The following is a 20898-nucleotide window of genomic DNA, read 5'->3' on the forward strand; positions in this document are numbered from 1 at the left end:
ACGACGAAAGGGACTCAGCGGGCGAGGGCGGCCTTGAGGCCGCTGAAGAAGTTCCGGCTGACGCGCACGGGGGTGCCGTCGTGGAGCTCGAGGCGGTAGTCGCCGGAGTTCAGGGGCACGAGCCGGCGGACGTAGCGGAGGTTCACGATCGCGGATTTGTGCACGCGCTGGAAAACGCCGGGGGTGGAGCGTGCGAGGAAACCCTTCATCGTCTCGCGCACGAGGGCATTGCCGAGCGTGCTGTGGATTTTCAGGTAGTCGCCCTGGGCCTCGATCCACTTGATCTGGTCGGGCTTGAAGACGTGGATGTCGTTGCCCGACTTCGCCATGAATTGAGCTTCGGGCGGAGGCGCGATGAAGGGGGAATTGGACAATCCTGACGGCTGGCCATCGAGGCGGCGGACAAGGCCGTGCAGCTGCGTGGCGATCGTCTCGATGGCGGGTTGGCGCAGCTCGCGGCGCACGCGGTCGAGGGCGCGGTGGAAGCGCTCGTCGGTATACGGTTTGAGCAGGTAATCGAGGGCGCGGATCTCGAAGGCCTCGGCCGCGAACTCGCGGTGGCCGGTGGTGAAGACGATGGCGGGGCGGCGGGCCGCGGGCAACCGAGCGAGCAGGCCGAAGCCGGTCATGTCGGGCAATTCCACGTCCACGAAAGCGAGTTCGAGCGTGGCGGTGGCGAGGAGCGAGAGGGCCGAGGCGCCGTCGCCGGCTTCGCCCACGACGCACACGTCGCGTTCACTAGCGAGCAGGCGGGAGAGGTTGGCGCGGGCGAGGGGATCGTCGTCGATGAGGAGGACGTTGAGCGGACTCATTCGGGGAGCCGCAATGTGGCGACGATGCCGTGCGGTGGGTGTGCGGTGAAAGTGAAGGAGGCGCGCTCGCCGTAGAGCGCGGCGAGGCGTTCGCGCGTGGCGCGCTGGCCGTAGCAGAGCCCGGTGGCATCCTTGTCGCGGAGCGGCGGGTCGTTGCGCACCTCGAGGCAGAGGGCGCCGTCGCGACGCCCGGCGAAAATCTCGACCCGGCCCTGGCCGGCGCGGCGGGCGATGCCGTGTTTCACGGCGTTCTCGACCAGCGGGAGCAGGATCAGGTTGGGCACGCGCACGTCGCGCACGTCGGGCGCGCACTCGACGAGCACGCGCAGGCTGTCGCCGAAGCGGATGCGCTCGAAGCCGAGGTAGATTTCGATGAGATCGAGCTCCTGCGACAGCGGCACGAAGGAGCGATCGTCGTTTTCGACGAGATGGCGTTCGAGTTCGGCGAGGTGGAAGATGGCGCGTGCGGCCTCGTCGTTGCGTTGGAGGCGGACGAGTGTGCCGATGGCGTGCAGCGCGTTGAAAAGGAAGTGCGCATGCAGGCGCGCGACCGGTCGCGTGGCGGCGGCGGTGCTGGCGGCTACGGGGGCGGTCCCTGGCGCGCTGAACGTGAAACCGTCCAAGACGGCCGGCGGGAGCAGGGCGGGAGCGGGGGGCATAGGGCGCGGAAAATCGGGTGATGGTTGGACCGAAGAGGTGAGCCGTGGCGGTGCGCGGCCTGCGCTGCCGTTGGGCCGGCTTCTCCGGGAAACCAGCCGAGCCAAAACCAAGAAAAGGGGGCGAGCGCCGAGCGGGCGGCATCGCCCCCGATGCGTTATGGTTATGGTGGCCTACTTGTTATACGGATTTTGGGGTCATGAAGGGCCGGGAGATCGGCTCCCGGCCCTTCACCCCCGAATTCACGGAGCGGCCGGCGAGACGTCGAAGGCGAGCGTGCCTTCGGCGGAGGCGGTGCGGCTGCCGCCCGCGGTGACGCGGATGGAGAGCTGACCGTCCACGAGCGTCGTCGCGACTTCGTAGCTGGCGCCGGGCGTGAGGTCGTTGAGGACGACGTAGGTCGCGGCGTTGGGCACGCGGAACTCGATCGCGCCGGCGACGGGCAGGCCCGTGCGGCTGAAGAGCACCGCGGCGTTCGTGCTGCCGGAGGCAGCGGCGATGTGCGCGCCCTCGACCTCGCCCGCGGTCACGTTGCCGGCGGAGGCGACGAGTGCGGTGGCGTTACCGGCCGTCAGCTCGGAGCCGGCGGCGTCGAACACGGTGACCCACGTGGTGTCGGTCGCGGGCGTGCCGGGACGGATTTCCATGCGGTGAACTTTGTTGCGGTTGAACATGTTCACCGGCGTGACGACGCGGCCGACGGGCAGCAGCGCGGTCATGCGGCCGCGGTAGAGGTTGCCACCGTAGGCGGCGCGGCGGTCGACGACGTTGAAGACCGTGGCGGCGGGCGTGTTCGAGACGAGCTCGGGGCCGTTGGCGATGGTCCACGACATCCAGTTGTCGACGCTGGCGCTGGACATCTTGGTGCGGTCATAGACCACGAAGACCTGCGGGCGCACGTAGACGACGGAGCGCTCCCACTTCACGATGGGCTCGGGGTCCCAGTAGAGGTCCTCGAGCTTGGTGGCGCGCATCATGACGTGGCGGCCGCCTTCTTCGAACTTCGAGAGCGTGGTGTGCGCGGCCTCGGGGCCGACGCCGATCTCGCTGAAGAAGCCGACGAGTTCGCCGCGGATGGTGCGGTGCGAGTAGAACGTGTTGAAGAGGCGGCGCGCCTGGCGGTAGCCCTCGGGAACGGAGTCGCCGTAGAGCTCGGTGTAGAGCTGGTTGAACGGACGCTCGGTGGTGACGGGGTCGCGGTCCTCGCCGTCGTTGGTGCCGGGCGTGTGACGGAGCATTTCGCCCCAGGCGTTGACGACGAAGCGGACGTTGCCGCGCTGGATGGTGAGGCCGCCCTGGTCGTAGAACATTTCCGAGGAGTCGGGCGAACCGGTGTAGGGGCCGGCTTGGAAGGCGGCCAACACGGTGTCGGCGTTCCACGATTGGCGCATCGAGACCTGACCGTCGCCGCCGGTGCGGTAGCTGAGGGCGGTGCGGTAGTTTTGCGCGGGAGCGGCCGCGTCGAAGAACAGGAACTCGGCCCACGGCTCGCCGCGGTCGCGGTTGGGGAGCGCGCGGAGGTCGAGCGCGTATTGCTGCGCGATGGGCGCGTCGGCGCCGTTGGCCCTGCGGAGCAGGCCGGCGTATTGCGTGGCCCAGGCGGCGGAGGCCGGTGTGGGATTCGAGCCGGCGTAGAGGAAGCCGCGATCCATGACCGACGTGAGGTCGGGCCAGGTGAAGTGCGTCATCCAGCGCGCGTGGCCGTTCGGATAGACGAACGGGTGCTGCGGGTGGTTGATCAGATCGAGGCCTTTGGCGGTGAGGGCGGCGACGAGCGGACGCACCATGTTGAGCGTCTCGTTCGGACCGTAGTTCCAGCCGTCGGTGGCGCTGCCGCCGGTGAGCCAGGCCTGGTGATATGGCACGACCATGCTGAAGTGCAGGCGGTTGAGCCAGTCGTTCCACATGGCCTCGGCCTTCGGGTTGTCGCCTTCGGTGGCGAGAGCGCCGAGACCCTTGGCGGCGTAGTAGCCGGCGAAGTAATTGCCGACGGGGAAGGTGCGGCTGAAGCCGCTCTCGTCATACCACTCGACCCAACGGTTGATCTCGGAGAACACCTGCGCGCGATCCGAGTTGGTGAGGATCGGGTAGAGCCAGTCGTAGCCGAGCGCGAGCGCGGGCACGTAGGCGCGGATGCTCCAGCCGGAGTCGGTGGACGGGCGGCCGTGGCGCACGGGGTCGGACATCTTCAAGAGCAGTTCGCGGCCCTTGGCGCCGTAGGCGGCGGCGCGGGTGGGATCGATCTGCGCGGCGACTTGGAAGCCGAGCGCGAGGTCGGCCATCGGGCGGTAGTAGTCGTAGTATTGGTAACCGCCGTTGATCGTGCCGGTGGCGGACGACTCGTCGGGCCAGCGCACGGGCATCGTGGCCCATTGATCGCAGGCGTTGCGCAGCGCGATCCACGCCGGATCATTGGCGCGGGCACGGGCGGCGAGCTGCTCGACGAGTGCGGGCGTGAGCCACACGCGCGGGTGAGCGACGCTGCCGTCGCCGGGCGTGTAGAGGATGACGGTGGTCGTCATCGTGGTGGTGCCGACGCCGTTCTGCGCACTGAGCGTGTAAACGGTGGTCTGCGTCGGCGTGACGCTGAGGCTCGTGCCGGTGACGACGCCGGGGCTCGCGCCTTGATCGGCGGCGATGCTGATCGTGTCGGCGCCGGAGACGTTCCAGGAGAGCGTGGCGCTCGCGCCGGAGCCGTTCTCCAAATACGCGGGCGACGCGGTGAACGAGGCGATCACGGGCGCGGTCGGGCCGGTGACGACGACCGGATAGGTGCGCGTTACTTGGCCGTATTGGTTGCGCGCGGTGAGCGTGTAGATGGTGTCCTCAGCCGGCGTGACGGTGACGCTGTTGCCGGTGACGACGCCCGGGCTCGCGCCGACGTCGGCGGCGATGCTGACTTCGGTGGCGCCGGTGATGTTCCAGTTGAGTGTCGTGCTGCCGCCGAGCGGGATCGTGCCCGGGTTGGCGGTGAACGAGTTGATCGTCGGCGGCGCGGGCTGCGTGACGTTGAGCGTGACGCTGCGCGTGGCGGGGCCGTATTGGTTCTGCGCGGTGAGCGTGTAGGTGGTCGTCTGCGTCGGGTTCACCGTGACGCTGTTGCCGGTGACGGCGCCGATGCCGGGCGAGATCGAGAGCGTGTCGGCCGCGGTGACGGACCAGTTCAACGTCGCGGAATCGCCGCGATTGATGGTGGACGGGTTGGCGGCGAACGCCTCGATCACCGGCACGGGCGGCGGCGGGGCGGCGTTGACGGTGACCTGCGTGACGGAGCGTGTGACGGCGCCGCCGGGGCTCGTCGCGACCATCGTGTAGAGCGTGGAGACGACAGGCGTGACGGTGACGTTGCCTTGGGCGCCGGTGACGGTGCCGGGGCTCGCGCCGCGCTCGGCGGTGATGACGAGCGTCGCGGCGCCGCGGACGTCCCAGTAGAGTTTCGTGGACTGGCCGTATTCGATGGTGTTGGGCCACGAGACAAAGGAGCCGATGAACGGCGGCAGATCGGAGACCGTCACGGTGACGGTGCGCGTGACCGAGCTGCCGTCATTGGTGGCGGTCAGGGTGTAGGTCGTGGTCTGCGTCGGCGAGACGGAGAGGCTGGTGCCGGTGACGTTGCCGGGCGAGGTGCCGACGTCGGCCAGGATGGTGACGTGCGTGGCGCCGGTGACGGACCAATTCAGCGTGGAGCTGGTGCCGGGGCTGATGCTCGCCGGTGTCGCGGTGAAGGAATTGATCACGGGCACGGGCGCCGTGACGACGACATCGACGCTGCGAATGGTGACGTCGCCGTTCTGATTGGCGGCGGCGAGCGTGTAGGTCGTGTTCACCGTCGGGCTGACAACGAGGGAGTTGCCGGTGACGTTGCCCGGGCTGGCGCCGTGGCTGGCCGTGATGGCGATGGAAGCGGCGCCGGTGACATCCCACGCGAGCGTGGTGGAGGCGCCGAGCGTGATGGAGGTCGGCGTGGCGGTGAAGGCGTTGATCGTCGGCGCGGGCTCGGGGAGGTTGACCGTGAGCGTGACCGAGCGCGTGACGCTGCCGCCGTCATTCTCGGCGGTGAGCGTGTAGGTGGTGGTCTGGCTCGGCGAGACGGTCGCGCTGTTGCCGGAGACTTCGCCGAGGCCGGGGGCGACGGTGACGCGCGTGGCGCGATCGACCGCCCAAGTCAGTTCCGCGCTTTCGCCCTGGGTGATCGTCGTCGGCGAGACTTGGAACGCCTGGATGAACGGCGGCGGGACGTTGACCGTAACCTGCGTCGTGGAGGACACGCTGCCAGACTCGTTGCTGACGGTGAGCGTGTAGCTCGTGGTGCTCGCGGGCGAGACGGCGACGCTCGTGCCGCTGACGACGCCGAGGCCTGCGATGGAGATCACTTCGCCGTTTTCGACCGACCAGCTGAGCGTGGTCGAGGCGCCGCGTTCGATGATCGCGGGCGTGGCGTTGAAGGAGTGGATGACCGGGGCGGGCGCGCGCACGACGAGCGAGACGGTGCGCGAGACGGAGCCGCCGGCGTTGGTGGCGGTGAGCGTGTAGCTGGTGCTCTCCGTGGGCGAGACGCTGACGGAGTTGCCGGTCACGTCGCCGAGACCGGAGATGCTGACGCGGTCAGCGCCAGTGACGTTCCACGCGAGCGTGGCGGACTGGCCGCGCGTGAGCGGGGAGGGCGTGACCGTGAACGACTCGATCGTCGGCGCGGGCACGGTGACCGTGACGGTGGTCGAGGCGGAGGCGCTGCCCGACTCGTTGCTGGCGGTGAGCGTGTAGGTCGTCGTCTGCGTCGGCGAAACGGTGACGCTGTTGCCGGTGACATCGCCGAGTCCGGAGATGGTGACGCGAGCGGCGTCACTGACGGACCAGCTCAGCGTGGTCGAACCGCCGATGAGGATGTCCGCCGGGTTGGCGTTGAAGCTGGCGATGACCGGGGCCGGAGCGGCGACGGTCACGGTCTGGGAAGCGGTGACCGAGCCGGACTCATTGGTCGCGGTGAGGACGTAGGTCGTCGTCTGCGTGGGCGAGACGGAGATGGAGTTGCCGGTGACATCGCCGAGGCCGGAGATGGTGACGCGAGCGGCGTCGCTGACGGACCAGCTCAGCGTGGTGCTGTCGCCGCGGATGATGGCGGCGGGGGTCGCGGTGAAGTTGGCGATGACGGGGGCCGGGGCGCTGACCGTGACGGTGGCCGCCGCGGTGGCGGTGCCGGTCTCGTTGGTGGCGGTGAGCGTATAGGTCGTCGTCTGCGTCGGGGAAACAGTGACGCTGTTGCCGGTGACGTCGCCGAGGCCGGAGATGGTGACGCGAGCGGCGTCACTGACGGACCAGCTCAACGTGGCGCTGCCGCCGCGAATGATGGAGGAGGGGGTCGCGTTGAATTGGCCGATCGTCGGCGCGGGGGCGGCGACGGTGACGGCGACGGAGCGGGTGACCGAGCCGGTGCCGTTGGTGGCGGTGAGGATGTAGGTCGTGTCGGCAAGCGGCGAGACGGTGACGCTGTTGCCGGTCACTTCGCCGAGGCCGGAAATGCTGACGCGCTCGGCGCCGGTGGCGGCCCAGGCGAGCGTGGTGGATTGGCCGCGAACGATCGCCGCGGGCGAAGCCGTGAACGACGAGATCTCGGGGAGCGGCAGCGGACGCGGCGTGACGGTGACGTTGACAGTGCGCGTGGTGGTGCCGTTCGCGTTGGTGGCGGAGAGCGTGTAGGTGCGGCTCGAGGCGGGCGTCACGGAGACGCTGTTGCCGGTGACCGCGCCGACATCGGGCGAGATGGCGAGCGAGGTGGCGCCGGACACCGCCCACGCCAGCGTCGTGACATCACCCTGAGTCACGGACGCGGGCGTGGCGGTGAAGGAGGAAATGACCGGCTTCGCGCCGACCGTGCCGACGGGCAGCGTGAGCGTGCGCGTGGTGGAGCCGGCGGGATTGTAGGCGGTGAGCGTGTAGGTCGTCGTGGCGCGCGGGCGCACGGTGGTGCTCGTGGTGAAGAAGCGGCCGGGATCGCTGCCGTTGTCGGCGGAGATGTAGTAATACGTCGCGCCGGGGGCGGACCAGGCGAGGCGCGCCGATTGTCCGGGCGCGATGCTCTGCGGCGTGGCGGTGAAGGACGTGATCGCGGGCGGCACGATCACGGTGATCTTGCGGCTCTTCGTGACGGCGCCGGCGGCGTTGCGCGCGGTGAGCACGTAGGTCGTGGTCGCCTCGGGTTTGACCGTGATCCACGTGGTGCCGGTGACGTTGCCGATGCCCGGCGAGAGCGTGAGCGTCTCGGTGTTGTTGCTGACGGACCAGTTGAGGTCGACGGATTCGCCGGCGTTGATGGTGCCGGAGCCGGACATGTTGAACGCCCAGATGGTGGGCGGCTTCGTGTTGTCCACGGCGCGTGCGAAGGGCAGCGCGAGGACCAGCGCGGTCCAGCACAGGAGTGCGGCGCGCAGGAGCGGGTTGAGCAGTTTGGATTTCATCTTGGTTCTTGGGTAAAAGAGGCGAACCGGTCGCGGCGCGGTGCAGCGCCACGATGCGCGACAGTAGACACGTGGGCCGTAGTCCTCTGTCGCGCCCGGTTCGTGCAGGAGATTAGCAACAACGCCGCGCGGTGGCTAATGCCGTGTCCTTAGATCCCCTATGCGCGGATAGCATCGGTCGCCGGTGCGCTGCGTTGGCGCGCGCCTCGCCGCGGAAAATCGCGGGTCGTCGCTCGGGAGTTTGAAAATGCGGCGACGACGCCAAGCTCCGTGCAAATATGGCTCCGTTGTCCCGCGCGGAGTCGTCGCGGACTCATCGTCACGCGGCGAACGCGCGGAGCGTGAGCATGTCCGGATTATTCGCGCGGAGCCGTCGCGGCCCGACGTGCCTCGGTGCCGATGGTCTCGGCGAGCAATCGCGCGGACTCCATGTGCGCCACGTGCGCGACGTGGAGCGGGAGCAGGACGCCGGGCGGCTTCAGCGGTATGCAAGCCAGGCCGGGGAAAAGGTTGCTGCGGATGCCGGCGCCGAACGTGCCGGCGAGGCCGACCGCGCCGCGCTGGGCGCCCAGCAGAAGAGCTTCCTGAAACGTGGCGCCGGCGGAAAAAATCCGCGGGGTGAAATCCGCCGCGCGACACGCCGCGATCAGCGCGCGATCGCGACCGGGCGCGCTCTCGGGCGAGAGGCTGATGATTTCCTGGTCGCGCAGCTCATCGAGCGAGAGCTGGCGTTTCTTGGCCAGCGGATGGTCGAGGGCCACGAGCACGGAGACGGGAAACTCGCAGGCCGTCTCGATGGTCACGCCGGGCGCGTTCGGCAGGTCGCCGGGGCCGAGCACCGCCACGTCGAGCGCGCCGTCGCGCAGCGCGACGATCATCTGCGCGTTGGTCAATTCCTGCACGGCGTAGGTGGTTTCCGGCTGGCGCCGCGTGCGTTTCTCCAGCGCGGGGGCGAGCACGCGGCTCCAGATCACCATCGTGCCGTAGTAGCCGACGCGCAGCACGGCGGGTTCCCGCACCGCCTCGCCTTGGGCGAAGCTGAGCGCGGCCTCCATCTTCGCGAGCGCGGGCGCGCCGCGCTCGCGCAGGGCCCGGCCGGTCGCGGTGAGGCGGAGTCCGGCGGGATGGCGCACGAAGAGCGAATGGCCCACCTCGCGCTCGAGTTCGCGGATTTGGCGGCTGAGCGCTGGCTGCGTGACGTTCAGGCGGCGCGCGGCGGCGGAGATGCTCAACGTCTCGGCGGCGACGAGGAAGGTGCGGAGGTGTCGTAGTTCCACGTGAAAGATTCAGAGCCGCTCGATGACGCGGCACGCCTCGGCGGCGATGAGTTCGGCGAGCGGCTGGGCATGCGGGACCGTCTCGGCGTGCGCGACGTGCAGTTCGAGCCGGACGCCCGGAGGCTTGAGCTTGATGAAGACGACGCCGGGGTGCGGCGCGGTCATCGCGAAATTGCCGGCGATGCCCAGCGCCTGTCGTTGGATGCCGGCGGTGATCGCCTCGGGGATGTTGCGGCCGATGGGCAGGAGCTTCGGCACGAAACCGGCGGCGCGGCACGCGTCGACGAATGCGCGGTCGCGTCCCGGCGCCGAGTCCTCGGTGAGCGTCACGATCTCCTCGTCGCGCAACTCCTCGAGGGCGAGCTGCCGTTTTTTCGCGAGGCGGTGGTTGATCGGTGCGAGCACGGCGGCGGGGAAGCTGCTGGCGACGCTGATCGCGATGCCGGAAAGGCGCGGATACTCGCCCGGCCCGAGCAGGGCGACGTCGATCCGGCCCTCGCGCAAATCGCCGAGCAGTTCGCCGCAGCTGCGGTCGGTGACGGCGTAGCTCAACCCTGGCACGCGGCGCGCCAGCTTGTCCATGGCGGGAGCGAGGATCTTGGCCCACGTGTCCATCGTCGCGTAGTAGCCGACGCGCAGCAGCGGCGGGCCGCTTTTCTCATCGCCGCGGACGGCGCGCAGCGTCTCGTCGAGCGCCACGACGATCTTCGCGCCGCGCGCGCGCAATTCCTCGCCGGCCGCGGTGAGGCGCAGGCCCTTGGGATGGCGCACGAAGAGCGGCTGGCCGATCTCGGCCTCGAGATCCTGGATCTGGCGGCTGAGCGCCGGTTGCGTCACGCGCAGCTGTCGCGAGGCGGCGGAGATGCTCAGGGTCTCGGCGGCAGCGAGGAAAGTTTTGAGGTGACGCAGCTCCATGGGACGGACTTCAGGGGGCTCTTGCAACCCGCGCCGCCTCGGCGACGATCTGCTCGCGCAGTTTGCCGGCCGCCGCGATCGCGTCGGTCGAAGCGACGAACAACGGGAATGTGACGCTGGGGGGCCGGATCGGCACGAACACCACTCCGGGGATGAAGCTCTTCAAGCCCAGGCTGGCCGCGATGCCCAAAGCGCCGCGCTGGCGGCCAATGACGAGAGCGTCGAGGAGGCTGTCGCCGACGCGATGGATGCGCGGCTCGAAGCCGGCCTCGCGACAGCGCTGTCGAAAGGACAGGTCTCGCCCTGGAAACGACTCCTCGGAGAAGCCGATCACTTCTTGATCGCGAAAGTCCTCGATCTCGAGTTGCCGTCTTTTCGCCAGCGGATGGTCCACCGCCACGACGGCGGAGACCGGGAGATGAACCGCCAGTTCGCAAGTGACGCCGACGATGTTCGGGTGGGTGCCGGCCACGAACATCCCGACGTCGATGTCGCCGGCGCGCAATCCGGCGATGATCTTGCCGGGGACGAGTTCCTGCACGGTCGAGGTGAGTCCGGTCTCGCGCGCCTGTAGTCGAGTGACGGCGGGCGCCATGAAGCGGGTCCACATGTGGAGCGTGGGCGAGTAGGCCAGCCGCAGGTGCGCGGCGGCTGGCGGGTCGGCGCGCACGGCGCGCAACGCGTCGTCGTGGGCGGCGATGACCCGGGCACCGCGATCCCGCAGCTCGACGCCGGCGGGTGTGAGCTTGAGTCCACCGGGATGGCGCACGAAGAGCGGCTGGCCGACCTCGGCCTCGAGATCCTGGATCTGGCGGCTGAGCGCCGGTTGGGTCACGCGCAGCTGTCGCGAAGCGGCTGAGATGCTCAGGGTCTCGGCGGCGGCGAGGAAAGTTTTGAGGTGACGCAGCTCCACGGCGCGACGAAGCGGTCGTTCAGAGGTGCGGTGCGATTGCCGGGGACGATGAGGAGGGCGGGGGCGGTTGGACGGACGGAGCAATCATGGGGGCGATGGGCCCCACGTTACCAAAGGGGGGCGGCGGGCGCTAATACCATGTCGTTGGGGAGTCCATGCCGGTTCGTTATCGCCCGCGCGTCTAGGGCATGGCTCGGCCTTCGCGCCGGCCGACTTACTTCGCGCGGAACGTGTCGCGCGCGGCCTGTTGGGCGTGGCCGGCGAGGATGCGCACGAGATCGCGCGCCGCCGCCGAGGCGCGCGCCGCGTGCGCCGTGTAGAGGGACACCGGCACACCGGGCGGCTTCAAGGGCAGGAAGACGACGCCGGGATGCGATACGGCGCGCACGAACGCGCTGAGGATCGCCACGCCACGCCGCTTGCGCACCGCGACGCACAGCTCCGGGAAGATCGACGCGACGTGCGACACGCGCGGCGTGATGCCCTCCGCGCGGCACGCCTCGAGGAAGGGCCGGTATTTACCCGGCGCATCCTGATGCTTGAAGCCGATGATCTCCTCGTCGCGCAAATCGGCGAGCGAGACTGCGCGCCGGCTCGCGAGCGGATGCTCCGGCGCGACGACGGCGAGGGAGGGAATGGTGCACGCGATTTCCGTGACCACGCCGGGCAGGGCGCGGTAGTCGCCTTCGCCGAGGAGCGCCACGTCGAGTTGTCCGGCCTGCAAATCCGCCGCGAGGTGCACGGAGGATTCCTCCACCATGTTCAAGGTCACCGCCGGATGGAGCCGGCCAAACTCCTCGATCGCCGGGGCGAGGATGTTTTCCCACACGCTGATGCCGTAGTAGCCGAAGCGCACGACGGTGCCCTCCTTCGAGCCGGCGCCTCGCGCGTGTTGGAGCGCGGTTTCGGCGGCGTCGACGGCTTTCAGCCCGTAGTCGCGCAACGTCATGCCGGTGGCTGTGAGTCGCAGGCCGGAGCGATGGCGCACGAACAGCGGGTGACCGACCTGATGCTCCAGCAGATGGATGTGCCGGCTCAGCGCGGGCTGGCTCACATGGAGACGCCGCGCGGCGGCGGAGATGTTGAGGGTCTCCGCGACGACGAGGAAGGTCTTGAGGTGGCGCAATTCCATCGGTGACGAGGGAGCCGGAGCGCACGGGGCGGGCGCGCGGCATGGCGGAGAAACGCTCTCCGCAGGCGATTGACAAGCAAATCGTCGGGCGAGAGGGCCAGCGATTTTCTTCGCCTTTCGGCCACCCTGGCCGTTTCGGCGTCGGCGCGGGCGGCGCCGCGCGGCCGTCTCAGAGGATGCGATCCAGCAGCGGCAGGCCGCTGACGAAGCGCTGAAGGTTGCCCGTGAAATGCCGCACGAGGCTCTCGTCCTGCTCGCGATGTCCGCCGGCGAGGTGCGGCGTGATGTGGCAGTTCGGCTCCGCCCAGAGCGCGTGCTCCGGCGGCAGCGGCTCGGGATCGAGCGCGTCGAGGAACGCCCCGCGCAGCTGGCCGCTGCGCAGCGCGGATTGCAGCGCGACTTGATCGACGGTGCAGCCGCGACCGACGTTGTAGAAATAGGCGCCGCGTCGGACTTGGGCGAAAAACACGGCGTCGCAGAAGCGTCGCGTGCCGGGCGTGTCGGGCAGGCAGTTCACGACGTGGTCGGCGAGGCCGAGCACGGTGCCCACTTCGGATTCGCGGACCATTTCGATGCCCTCGTCACCGCGTGGCTGGCGGCGGACGCCGATGACGCGGCAACGGAACGGCGTGAGCAGGTCGTGGAGGCGCTGGCCGATGGTGCCGTAGCCGAGGATGACGACGGTTTTGCCCTGTAGCGTCTCGATGGAGTAGCGGCCCTCGGTGTAGTTCCATTCGCGCGCGGCGTGCTTGTTCGCGATGTAGCGCGGCAGTTCGCGGGTGAAGGTCATCATCATCGCCAGCGCGTGCTCGGCGCAGGGATTGGCGAACACGCTGGAGGCGTTCGTGACGATCGTGCCGCGGGTGCGCATGGCGGTGCGGAAATCGTCGCGATCGTAGCGTGTGTAACCCGCGGTGGAGAGCGCGACCCAGCGCAATTTCGGCGCGCGCAGGATGTCGTCCGGCGACGGCTGTCCGTAGGCGACGTCGGCGTCGAGGAGCGTCGGATCGGGCTCGCCGGGAGTGAGGACCGATCGGGACGATTTTTCCGATTGGATGACGCGACAGCCCAGCCGGGCGAGGCTGTCGTAGAAAAGTTCACGTGCACCAGGACGGAGCTCGTGGTTGGCCCAAACCGTGAGACTCATGAAAAACGGAGAAAGATAACGCGGCATTGCGGCGATGCGACGCACGAGCGGCAAGCGCGAAGCGTGCGTCTAGGTAATCCAGCCCATGTGGGGTTTTGGTCGCGAATTTCGCGGCCTTCGTCCCGCGATTCGCAGGTGCCGCCTTTGCGTTTTCGCGCCGTCCATCCGCTGCGGACGCAGGGTGTGTCAGTGATGGCCGCCGCAATCGCAATGACCGCAGTCGTGGCTCCCGGCGTCGTGTGATGAATGATGGCTGCACGAGTCCGATTGGGAGTGATGATGCCCGCTGTCGCCGCCGGTGTCGGGTGGCTGGCTTGGGCGCGACGTCCGAATCGGGTCGTCTCGATCGAATACGAGATCACAGCAAGACGGCCGCACAGATGAGAAGGGTCAGGGGATGAACAGAGAGAGGGCGGCCCGCACTTTCTGGTTAGCGGCGGCGGCAAGTTGTCGGCCAGAAAGAAAAAGCCCGCGACCGGTGTCGCGGGCTCGGAAAGGAACGAACTTTGGAGACGGGTGCGCTTACCAGATCTTGGTGCGCAGCTCGGGCTTCATCCACATCGGGTCGCCCTCCTTGATGCCGAAGGTGTCGTAGAATTCCTGGAGGTTCACGAGCGGGCCGTAGGAGCGGAATTCGCCGGGCGAGTGCGGGTCGGCTTGCAGGTAGAACTTCATGCGGTCGTCGCGGGTCTTCGTCTTCCAGACCTGCGCCCACGAGAGGAAGAAGCGCTGCTCGGGCGTGAGGCCGTCGATCAGTTTGCGCTCCTTGCCGACGAGCGAGCGCTCGAGCGCCTCGTAGGCGATGGAGACGCCGGCGAGGTCGGCGATGTTTTCGCCGAGGGTGAGCTGGCCGTTGACCTTCAGGCCGGGGAGCGCCTCGTAGGCGCCGAATTGGTTCACGAGCTTGTCGGAGCGGGCCTTGAATTCGGCGGCGTCCTTCTCGGTCCACCAATCCTTCAGATTGCCCGAGGCGTCGTAGAGGCGGCCCTGGTCGTCGAAGCCGTGCGTGATCTCGTGGCCGATGACGGCGCAGATCGCACCGAAGTTGACGGCGTCGTCCATCTCCGCGTCGAAATACGGCGGCTGGAGAATGCCGGCGAGGAACACGAGTTGGTTGGCGGAGGGCTGGTTGTAGGCGTTGACCTGGTGCGGCGAGGCGAGGAATTCGTCGCGGTCGAACGGCTGGCCGAACTTCGCGAGCTGGCGCTTCACTTCAAAGAAGGACGCGGCGCGGATGTTGCCGTAGAAGTCGTCGCGCGCGATCGAGAGGCCGGAGTAGTCGCGCCACTTGGGCGGCGCTCCGACCATGACGCGATACGAGGCGAGTTTCTCGAGCGCCTTCGTCTTGGTGGCATCGGCCATCCAATCGAGCTTCTGGATGCGGTCGCGGAGGACGTCCTTCATGATCGCGATCATGCCGTCGAGGCGGGCCTTCACGGCGGGCGGGAAATATTTCGCGACGTAGAGTTCGGAGATGGCGTAGCCGACCTGGGCGTCCATGCGCTTGGCGACGCGCTGCCAGCGCGGTTCCTGTTGCGGCGTGCCGTTGAGCGTCTTGCCGAAGAAGCGGAAGCTCTCGTCCTCGAATGCCGAGGAGAGGAACGGCGCGGAATCCTTCAGGGCGTGGTAGCGCAGGTAGACCTTCCAGTCCGCGAGGCGCGGCTCGAGCATCGTGCCGAGCGTCGCGAAGAACTTCGGCTGCATGACGATGATCTGCTGCTCGCTGGCGGGGATCATCGCGAGAGACATGTAGCGTTCGAGCGGGAAGCCCGGCATGGCGGCCGCGGCTTCGACGCGGGTCATCATGTTGTAGTTCGCGAGCGGATCGCGCAGCTCGGTTTGCGATTTGGAAACTTCGGCGAGCGCCTTCTCGAGGGCGAAGACGGTGGCGGCGTCGGCCTTGGCGGCTTCGGGCGTGGCGCCGGCGAGTTCGAACATCTTCGCGATGTGCACGACGAATTCGTCGCGGAACTTCGCATACTTCTCGTCGAAATAGTAGTCGCGCGTCGGCAGGCTGAGGCCGCCCTGCGCGAGGTAGAACCGGATCTTCGAGTTGTCCTTGAAGTCGGCGTAGATGAACGCGCCGAAGAGCGGTCCGCCGATGTGGTTCTGCGCGTCGGCCACGGCGACGATGAGGTCGTCGACGGACTTGATCGCAGCGATCTGGTCGAGCGTGGGCTGGAGCGGCTTGATTCCGGCGGCGTTGATCGCGTCGGTGTTCATGGCCGAGGCGTAGAAGTCGCCGACCTTTTGCTGAATCGAGCCCGGAGCGCCGGACTTTTCCGCGGCCTCCTCGAGGATGCTGCGGACGCGGGCCCAGTTGTTTTCGCCGAGCATGTCGCCGGAGCCCCAGCGGGCCTTGTCGGCGGGGATGGCGGTGCGGGTGCCCCAACCGCCCCAGGCGTATTTGGCGAAGTCGACGCCGGGCGACACGGAGCGGTCCATGTGTTCGACGGAGAACTTGAGATCTTGGGCCGGCACGACGGCGGCGGATGCGGCGGCGGCGCTCAGCGTCGCGGCCAGGGCGACGAGGATGAGACGGGGTGATTTCATGAAGCTCGGACGTTGAGGGTCCGCCGGATGTCCGGCAATGCCACACTGACCAGTGGGGAATACCGCGCGACGAACGCGTATTTTCGCAGGGCGGGTGGCGGGGCGGTGGGCCTGCGTAGTTATGCGTAGTTGTCTGCGCGTCGGTGCGTTGACCGCTTCGCGGTCACCGACCACTCTGCGGGCATGGTGTCCCCAACCCGTGCGATTCGCTTTCCTTTCACCCGGCGGGGTGCGGCGACATTGGTCGCCGGGTGGGCGTTGGGTTGCGCGGCCTTTCTGACCACAGCGGCGCGTGCCGAGGCTACGGATCCGGGATTCTTTCATTCCGAGGCGGGCCGGTTGTTCGTGCGCCGGTTTTCCGCCGACGAATACGGGACCAACCCGCAGGTTTGGACGATGATCCAGCGCTCCGACGGCGTTCGGTATTTCGGGTGCTACGGCGGCATCGCGGAATTCGACGGATCCACTTGGCAGGCGCTGCCCTCGGCGCTCGGTTCGTTTCGCGGCTTTGCGCAAACCCCGGATGAGCGGGTCTATTTCACGGCCACGAGCGACGTCGGGTGGATCGATCACGCGCCCGATGGCTCGCTGCGCCTGCAATCGATCCTCGCCGCGCTTCCGCCCGAGGCCCTGCCGGCCGGGCCGTTTGCCGAGCTGGCGGTTTACGAGGGTAAGCTCCACCTCTCGACCACGAAGGGAGTGGTCCGCTGGAATGGCCAGACGGTCGATCGTTTCTGGCCGCTGCCTGGCACGCGCACGGCCCGGATCAGTCTGAGCGGAGGACGGCTTTTTTTCCGGCGCATGGGCACCACGGAAATCCTCGAGCTCCGCGGCGACGAATGGATCAAGGTGGTCGACGAGCCCGAACTCAAAGGCAAGAGCGTGCAATTCATCGTCCCGGCTGCCGATGGCGCTCCGGTCATCGGCGTCGAGCCGGGCGGGCTGTTCCGCGCCAATCCTGCGGGCCGACTTGTGGGTTGGTCGACGCCAGCCGATGCGATTCTGAACGGGGCGCAACTCTACTCGGCGGCGGCACTGCGGGACGGCACGGTGGCGGTTGGCACGTTCAGCGACGGTCTCGTGCTGGTTTCTCCCGACGGCCGCCAAGCTCGGCAAGTCACTCTGCGCGACGGTCTGCCGAGCAATGTCATCCAAGGCATTGGCACGGATCGCGACGGGCGGGTGTGGCTCGGCACCTACAACGGCATCGCCACGTTCGAGTGGCCGCCGGTCTTCACGGTTTTCGATCAGCGGGATGGCGTCGATGCCGCGATGATCCGCTCGATGTGCCGCTATGATGGGCGCATTTTCATCGGCGGCCTCGGTGGCGTGGCGCTGATCGAACCGCGCGCGACGGAGCAACTCGACGCGGCGCACGTCGTTCGTTCGGCGGCCTTGGAGTCCGTGAACTCCGCTCCGGTGGAACACGCCAGTGGCACGGTCCATGGCGGCCCCGGGGGATTGAAGACGCTGCGCGACGGAAAACCCGAGGTGCTGCTCCCGCTCGAGGACAACCTCATCTTTCTCGAGCCCACGCCGGAGAATCCCGACCGTCTGCTTTTTGCCGGGCAAAAGGGCGTCGGCAGTATGCTCTACCGAAACGGTCACTGGCAGCTCGAAGGCTACGCGGCCGGCTACGGCCAGGTCTCGATCATCGTCCGGCAGGCCACCGACGGATCCGTCTGGGCGCGCACCGCGGCTGGCGACGGCTACCGGATCAAGGTCCCCCGGCTCGCCACCGGCGCCCCCGATTGGTCGCGTGCGGAGGTCACGCCTTTTTCGGCGATCCCTGGCTGGCTGACGGAAAAGAGCGTCGAATGGACATTGGTGAACACCCCGGCCGGTCTCGCTGCGATGACTCAGACCGGCATTCTGGTCTACGATCCGCGCGTGGGACGCTTCGAGCCCGACCAACGTTTCGATCGAAGCGGGCGTCCTGCGGGCGCGTTGTTCACGCTGCTCGACGAACCAAAGGCGATCTGGGGTGTTGTCTTCCCGAACGGACGCCGGCCCGGAGGGCGAAACGCAATGGGGCGTTTCGTATTCGAGGCCGATGGCGCGGCGCGCTGGATTCCGCTGCGCGAGGACATCGGACTAACGCTCGGGGCGCTGGCGGCGCACGACGTGAATGCCGATGCCACGGCGCCGGGCATTTACTGGCTTCGCGGCCTCAACAGCGTCATGCGGCTCGACCTCGCGCGGCTCGCCGCGCCGCCACCGCCGCACGCACCGCTGTTGCGCAGCATTCGGCGCGACGACCAGCCGCTGCCGTTGCCGGATCGGTCCGCCGCATTGCGCCTGCCTTGGGCACGCAGCGCCTTGACGTTCCAAGTCGCCGCACCGCTGTCCGGTCTCGGCGATGTGCGTTGCGAAAGCCGGCTCGCCGGCTGGAACGAGGAGTGGAGCACGCCGACTGCGCGGCTGACCACCACCTACACTGGTCTGGTCCCCGGGGAATACGTTTTTGAAGTCCGGGAGCGCGACGCCCAGGGCAGGGTGGGACCGATCACGCGTGTGGCATTCACGCTCCTGCCCCCATGGTGGCGGACACCGCTGGCCTATGCGCTCTACTTCGTCGCGCTCGTCGCCGGCATCGCGGCTTTCGTGCGCTGGCGACTCGCCGCGTCGCGGCGCGAACAGGCGCGGCTCGAGCGCATCGTGCAGGAACGCACGCGCGAACTCGCCGCCGCGCGCGACGAGGCCGAGGCCGCCAGCCGCGCCAAGAGCACGTTCCTCGCGCACATGAGCCACGAGCTGCGCACTCCTCTCAACGGCATCATCGGCTACGCGCAGGTGCTGCTCAAAGACGGCACCGTCGCCGGGCGCCAGCGCGAACGCGTGAACATCGTCCACGCGAGCGGCCTGCACCTGCTCCGCATGATCAACGAGGTGCTCGATTTCTCGAAGATCGAGGCGGGCAAGATCGAGCGGCACGACGCGCCGTTCCACTTCGGCCAGCTCCTGCGCGAACTCGCCGTCGCCCACGAAGCCGCCGCGCAGGGGCGCGGCCTTGTCTTCGCGCTCGAGACGCCGTCCGACCTGCCAAGCCACGTGAGTGGCGACGCGCAGAAGCTCCGCCAGATTCTCGACAACCTGCTCTCCAACGCCGTGAAGTTCACGCCGCAGGGCCGCGTCACGCTCCGCGTCGCGCGCGACGGTGCGGATCGCTGGCGGTTCGCGGTGAGCGACACCGGCGTCGGCCTCGGCCCGGCGGATCGCGCCCGGCTGTTTCAACCGTTCGAACAGGCGCGCAGCGGCCGTCCCGCCGAGCCCGGCACCGGCCTCGGCCTCGCCATCACGCTGCGCCTCGTGCAGCTGCTCGGCGGTGAACTCCAGCTCGACAGCGAGCCGGGTCGCGGCAGCCAGTTTTTCTTCACGCTCGCGCTGCCCGGCGTCGCGACACCGGAGACCGCCGCGCGCCCGGCGCAACCGCTGACCGGCTACGCGGGACCGCGCCGCCGCATCCTCGTGGTCGACGACAATGCCGTGAACCGCTCGCTGCTCACCGACCTGCTCACGCCGCTCGGGTTCAGCGTGGCCGAGTTCGCCAGCGCCGAGGAAATGCTCGCGGCGGGACCCGGCGAGCTGCGCGGCGATCTCGCGTTTCTCGACGTGAAGTTGCCCGGGCTCGACGGGCTCGAACTCGCGCGCCGCCTGCGCGCGCGCGGCGATTCGCGCGCGATGCCGATCGTGTTCACCTCCGCGTCGGTGCTCACCTTCGATCGCGTCGCAGCGGAGGCGATCGGTTGCCCGGATTTTCTGCCCAAGCCCTTCGCCGAGCCGCAGCTGAACGAGCTGCTGCTGCGCCTGCTGCCGCTCGACTGGCAGCACGGCGCTGCGCCCGAGGTCGCGGTTGCGGCGGCCACGGCATTGCCGCGCGCGTTGCTCGAACAACTGCTCGCACTCGCCGACAGCGGCGACATCGCCGCGTTGCGTGCTGCGCTCGCCGAAGCCCGCCGCTCGCACGCGAACGATGTGACGCTCGGGCAGGTTGAAACCGCCGCGGCCTCCTACCAGCTTGAGCAGGTCCGCTCGCTGCTCCGCACCGCGCTCGCATGAAAAGCCCCACCGTCCTCGTCGTCGACGACACGCCCGCCAACGTCGGCGTCGTGCTCGAATCCCTCGGCAGCGCCGGCTTGCGCGTGCTCATGGCCGAGAGCGGCGAACGCGCGCTCGAATTGCTCGGGAAGCAAGCGGTCGACCTCGTGTTGCTCGATGTGATCATGCCCGGACGCGACGGCTTCGCGACCTTCGCGGAAATCCGCCGCCGCGCGGAATGGGCGGACATCCCGGTGCTCTTCATGACCGCCGTCGACGAACCGGCGCAAAAGGTCCGCGCGCTCGACGCCGGTGCGGTCGACTACATTTCCAAGCCCGTGCATCCGCCCGAAGTGCTCGCCCGCGTGCGCACGCACCTCGAACTCCGCGCCGCGCGCCGCGAACTCGAGCGGCAGAACGCGAAGCTCGAAGCCGAGATGGCCGTGCGTCTCGACGCCGAGGCGCAGCTGGCGCATTCGCTCGATCGCGCCGTGATCATCGCCGATGCCGACGGCCGTGTTGTTTTTCAAACGCTCGCCGCGACGCACCTGTTGCACAAGCACGTGCCGCAGCCGCCGGCGGGCCGCTTGCCGGCCGAGTTGCGCGCGAGCGATCGCATCGTCGGGCCGGCGGGCACGTTGCTCGTGCAGCGTTTCAGCGGTGGCAACGGCGGCGAGCCGCTGCAGGTCGTGCATCTCGCGGAGGAATTCGCGCCGCCCGGGCCGGCGGCGCTCGTCGCGCTCGGCCTGACGCCGCGCCAGGCGGAGGTGCTTTACTGGATCGCGCAGGGCAAGACGAACGGCGAGACGGCCGTCATCCTCGGCACGAGCCCTCGCACGGTCGACAAGCACGTCGAGCAGCTGCTCGAGCGCCTCGGCGTGGAAAATCGCCTCGCCGCCGCCGCGCGCGCGAACGACGTGCTGCGTCCGGCGCGTTGAGCGGCCGCTCGATCGTCGGGCGCGCGGGCGACGTCAAGTGCGGCGGGCCCAGCGGTCCCGC

General features: G+C 68.6%; 11 protein-coding genes. 2 read left to right on the forward strand and 9 right to left on the reverse strand.

Annotation, left to right across the window (positions count from 1 at the left end; all coding sequences use genetic code 11):
- Positions 1 to 14: 14 nt before the first annotated feature.
- From HZA32_11595 to HZA32_11635, 9 genes are all read right to left on the reverse strand, one after another.
- Positions 15 to 812, reverse strand: coding sequence for a response regulator transcription factor (locus HZA32_11595; GenBank protein ID MBI5424717.1), 798 nt, complete (start codon positions 810 to 812; stop codon positions 15 to 17).
- Entirely contained in the window at positions 809 to 1471 is a 663-nt protein-coding gene (locus HZA32_11600; protein MBI5424718.1) for a histidine kinase, read from the reverse strand. Before HZA32_11600 ends, HZA32_11595 begins: the two co-directional genes overlap by 4 nt.
- 240 nt (positions 1472 to 1711) lie before the next feature.
- The gene (locus HZA32_11605) at positions 1712 to 7924 is read right to left on the reverse strand and encodes a hypothetical protein (protein MBI5424719.1); all 6213 of its coding nucleotides are present in this window, start codon (positions 7922 to 7924) and stop codon (positions 1712 to 1714) included.
- A gap of 356 nt (positions 7925 to 8280) precedes the next feature.
- Positions 8281 to 9201, reverse strand: coding sequence for a LysR family transcriptional regulator (locus HZA32_11610; GenBank protein ID MBI5424720.1), 921 nt, complete (start codon positions 9199 to 9201; stop codon positions 8281 to 8283).
- 9 nt (positions 9202 to 9210) lie between these two features.
- Positions 9211 to 10116: a LysR family transcriptional regulator gene (locus tag HZA32_11615; GenBank protein ID MBI5424721.1), complete on the reverse strand. Its 906-nt coding sequence runs from the start codon at positions 10114 to 10116 to the stop codon at positions 9211 to 9213.
- A 10-nt stretch (positions 10117 to 10126) separates the two neighbouring features.
- The gene (locus tag HZA32_11620) at positions 10127 to 11029 is read right to left on the reverse strand and encodes a LysR family transcriptional regulator (protein MBI5424722.1); all 903 of its coding nucleotides are present in this window, start codon (positions 11027 to 11029) and stop codon (positions 10127 to 10129) included.
- Positions 11030 to 11243: 214 nt separating this feature from the next.
- A complete protein-coding gene (locus HZA32_11625) occupies positions 11244 to 12161 on the reverse strand; it encodes a LysR family transcriptional regulator (GenBank protein ID MBI5424723.1) in 918 nt (305 codons plus the stop codon).
- A gap of 169 nt (positions 12162 to 12330) precedes the next feature.
- Positions 12331 to 13308 carry a D-2-hydroxyacid dehydrogenase gene (locus tag HZA32_11630; GenBank protein MBI5424724.1) on the reverse strand — a complete coding sequence of 326 codons (978 nt, stop codon included), beginning with the start codon at positions 13306 to 13308 and terminating at the stop codon, positions 12331 to 12333.
- A gap of 522 nt (positions 13309 to 13830) precedes the next feature.
- Entirely contained in the window at positions 13831 to 15861 is a 2031-nt protein-coding gene (locus tag HZA32_11635) for a M13 family metallopeptidase (protein MBI5424725.1), read from the reverse strand.
- 345 nt (positions 15862 to 16206) lie between these two features.
- Here HZA32_11635 and HZA32_11640 point away from each other — a divergent pair, with 345 nt between their 5' ends.
- A complete protein-coding gene (locus tag HZA32_11640) occupies positions 16207 to 19920 on the forward strand; it encodes a response regulator (protein ID MBI5424726.1) in 3714 nt (1237 codons plus the stop codon).
- Entirely contained in the window at positions 19917 to 20837 is a 921-nt protein-coding gene (locus HZA32_11645) for a response regulator (protein ID MBI5424727.1), read from the forward strand. The genes HZA32_11640 and HZA32_11645 overlap by 4 nt, the downstream gene beginning before the upstream one ends.
- Positions 20838 to 20898 lie beyond the last annotated feature (61 nt).

The sequence above is a fragment of the Opitutia bacterium genome (genome assembly GCA_016217545.1).
In the GTDB taxonomy this organism is placed as follows: domain Bacteria; phylum Verrucomicrobiota; class Verrucomicrobiia; order Opitutales; family Opitutaceae; genus Didemnitutus.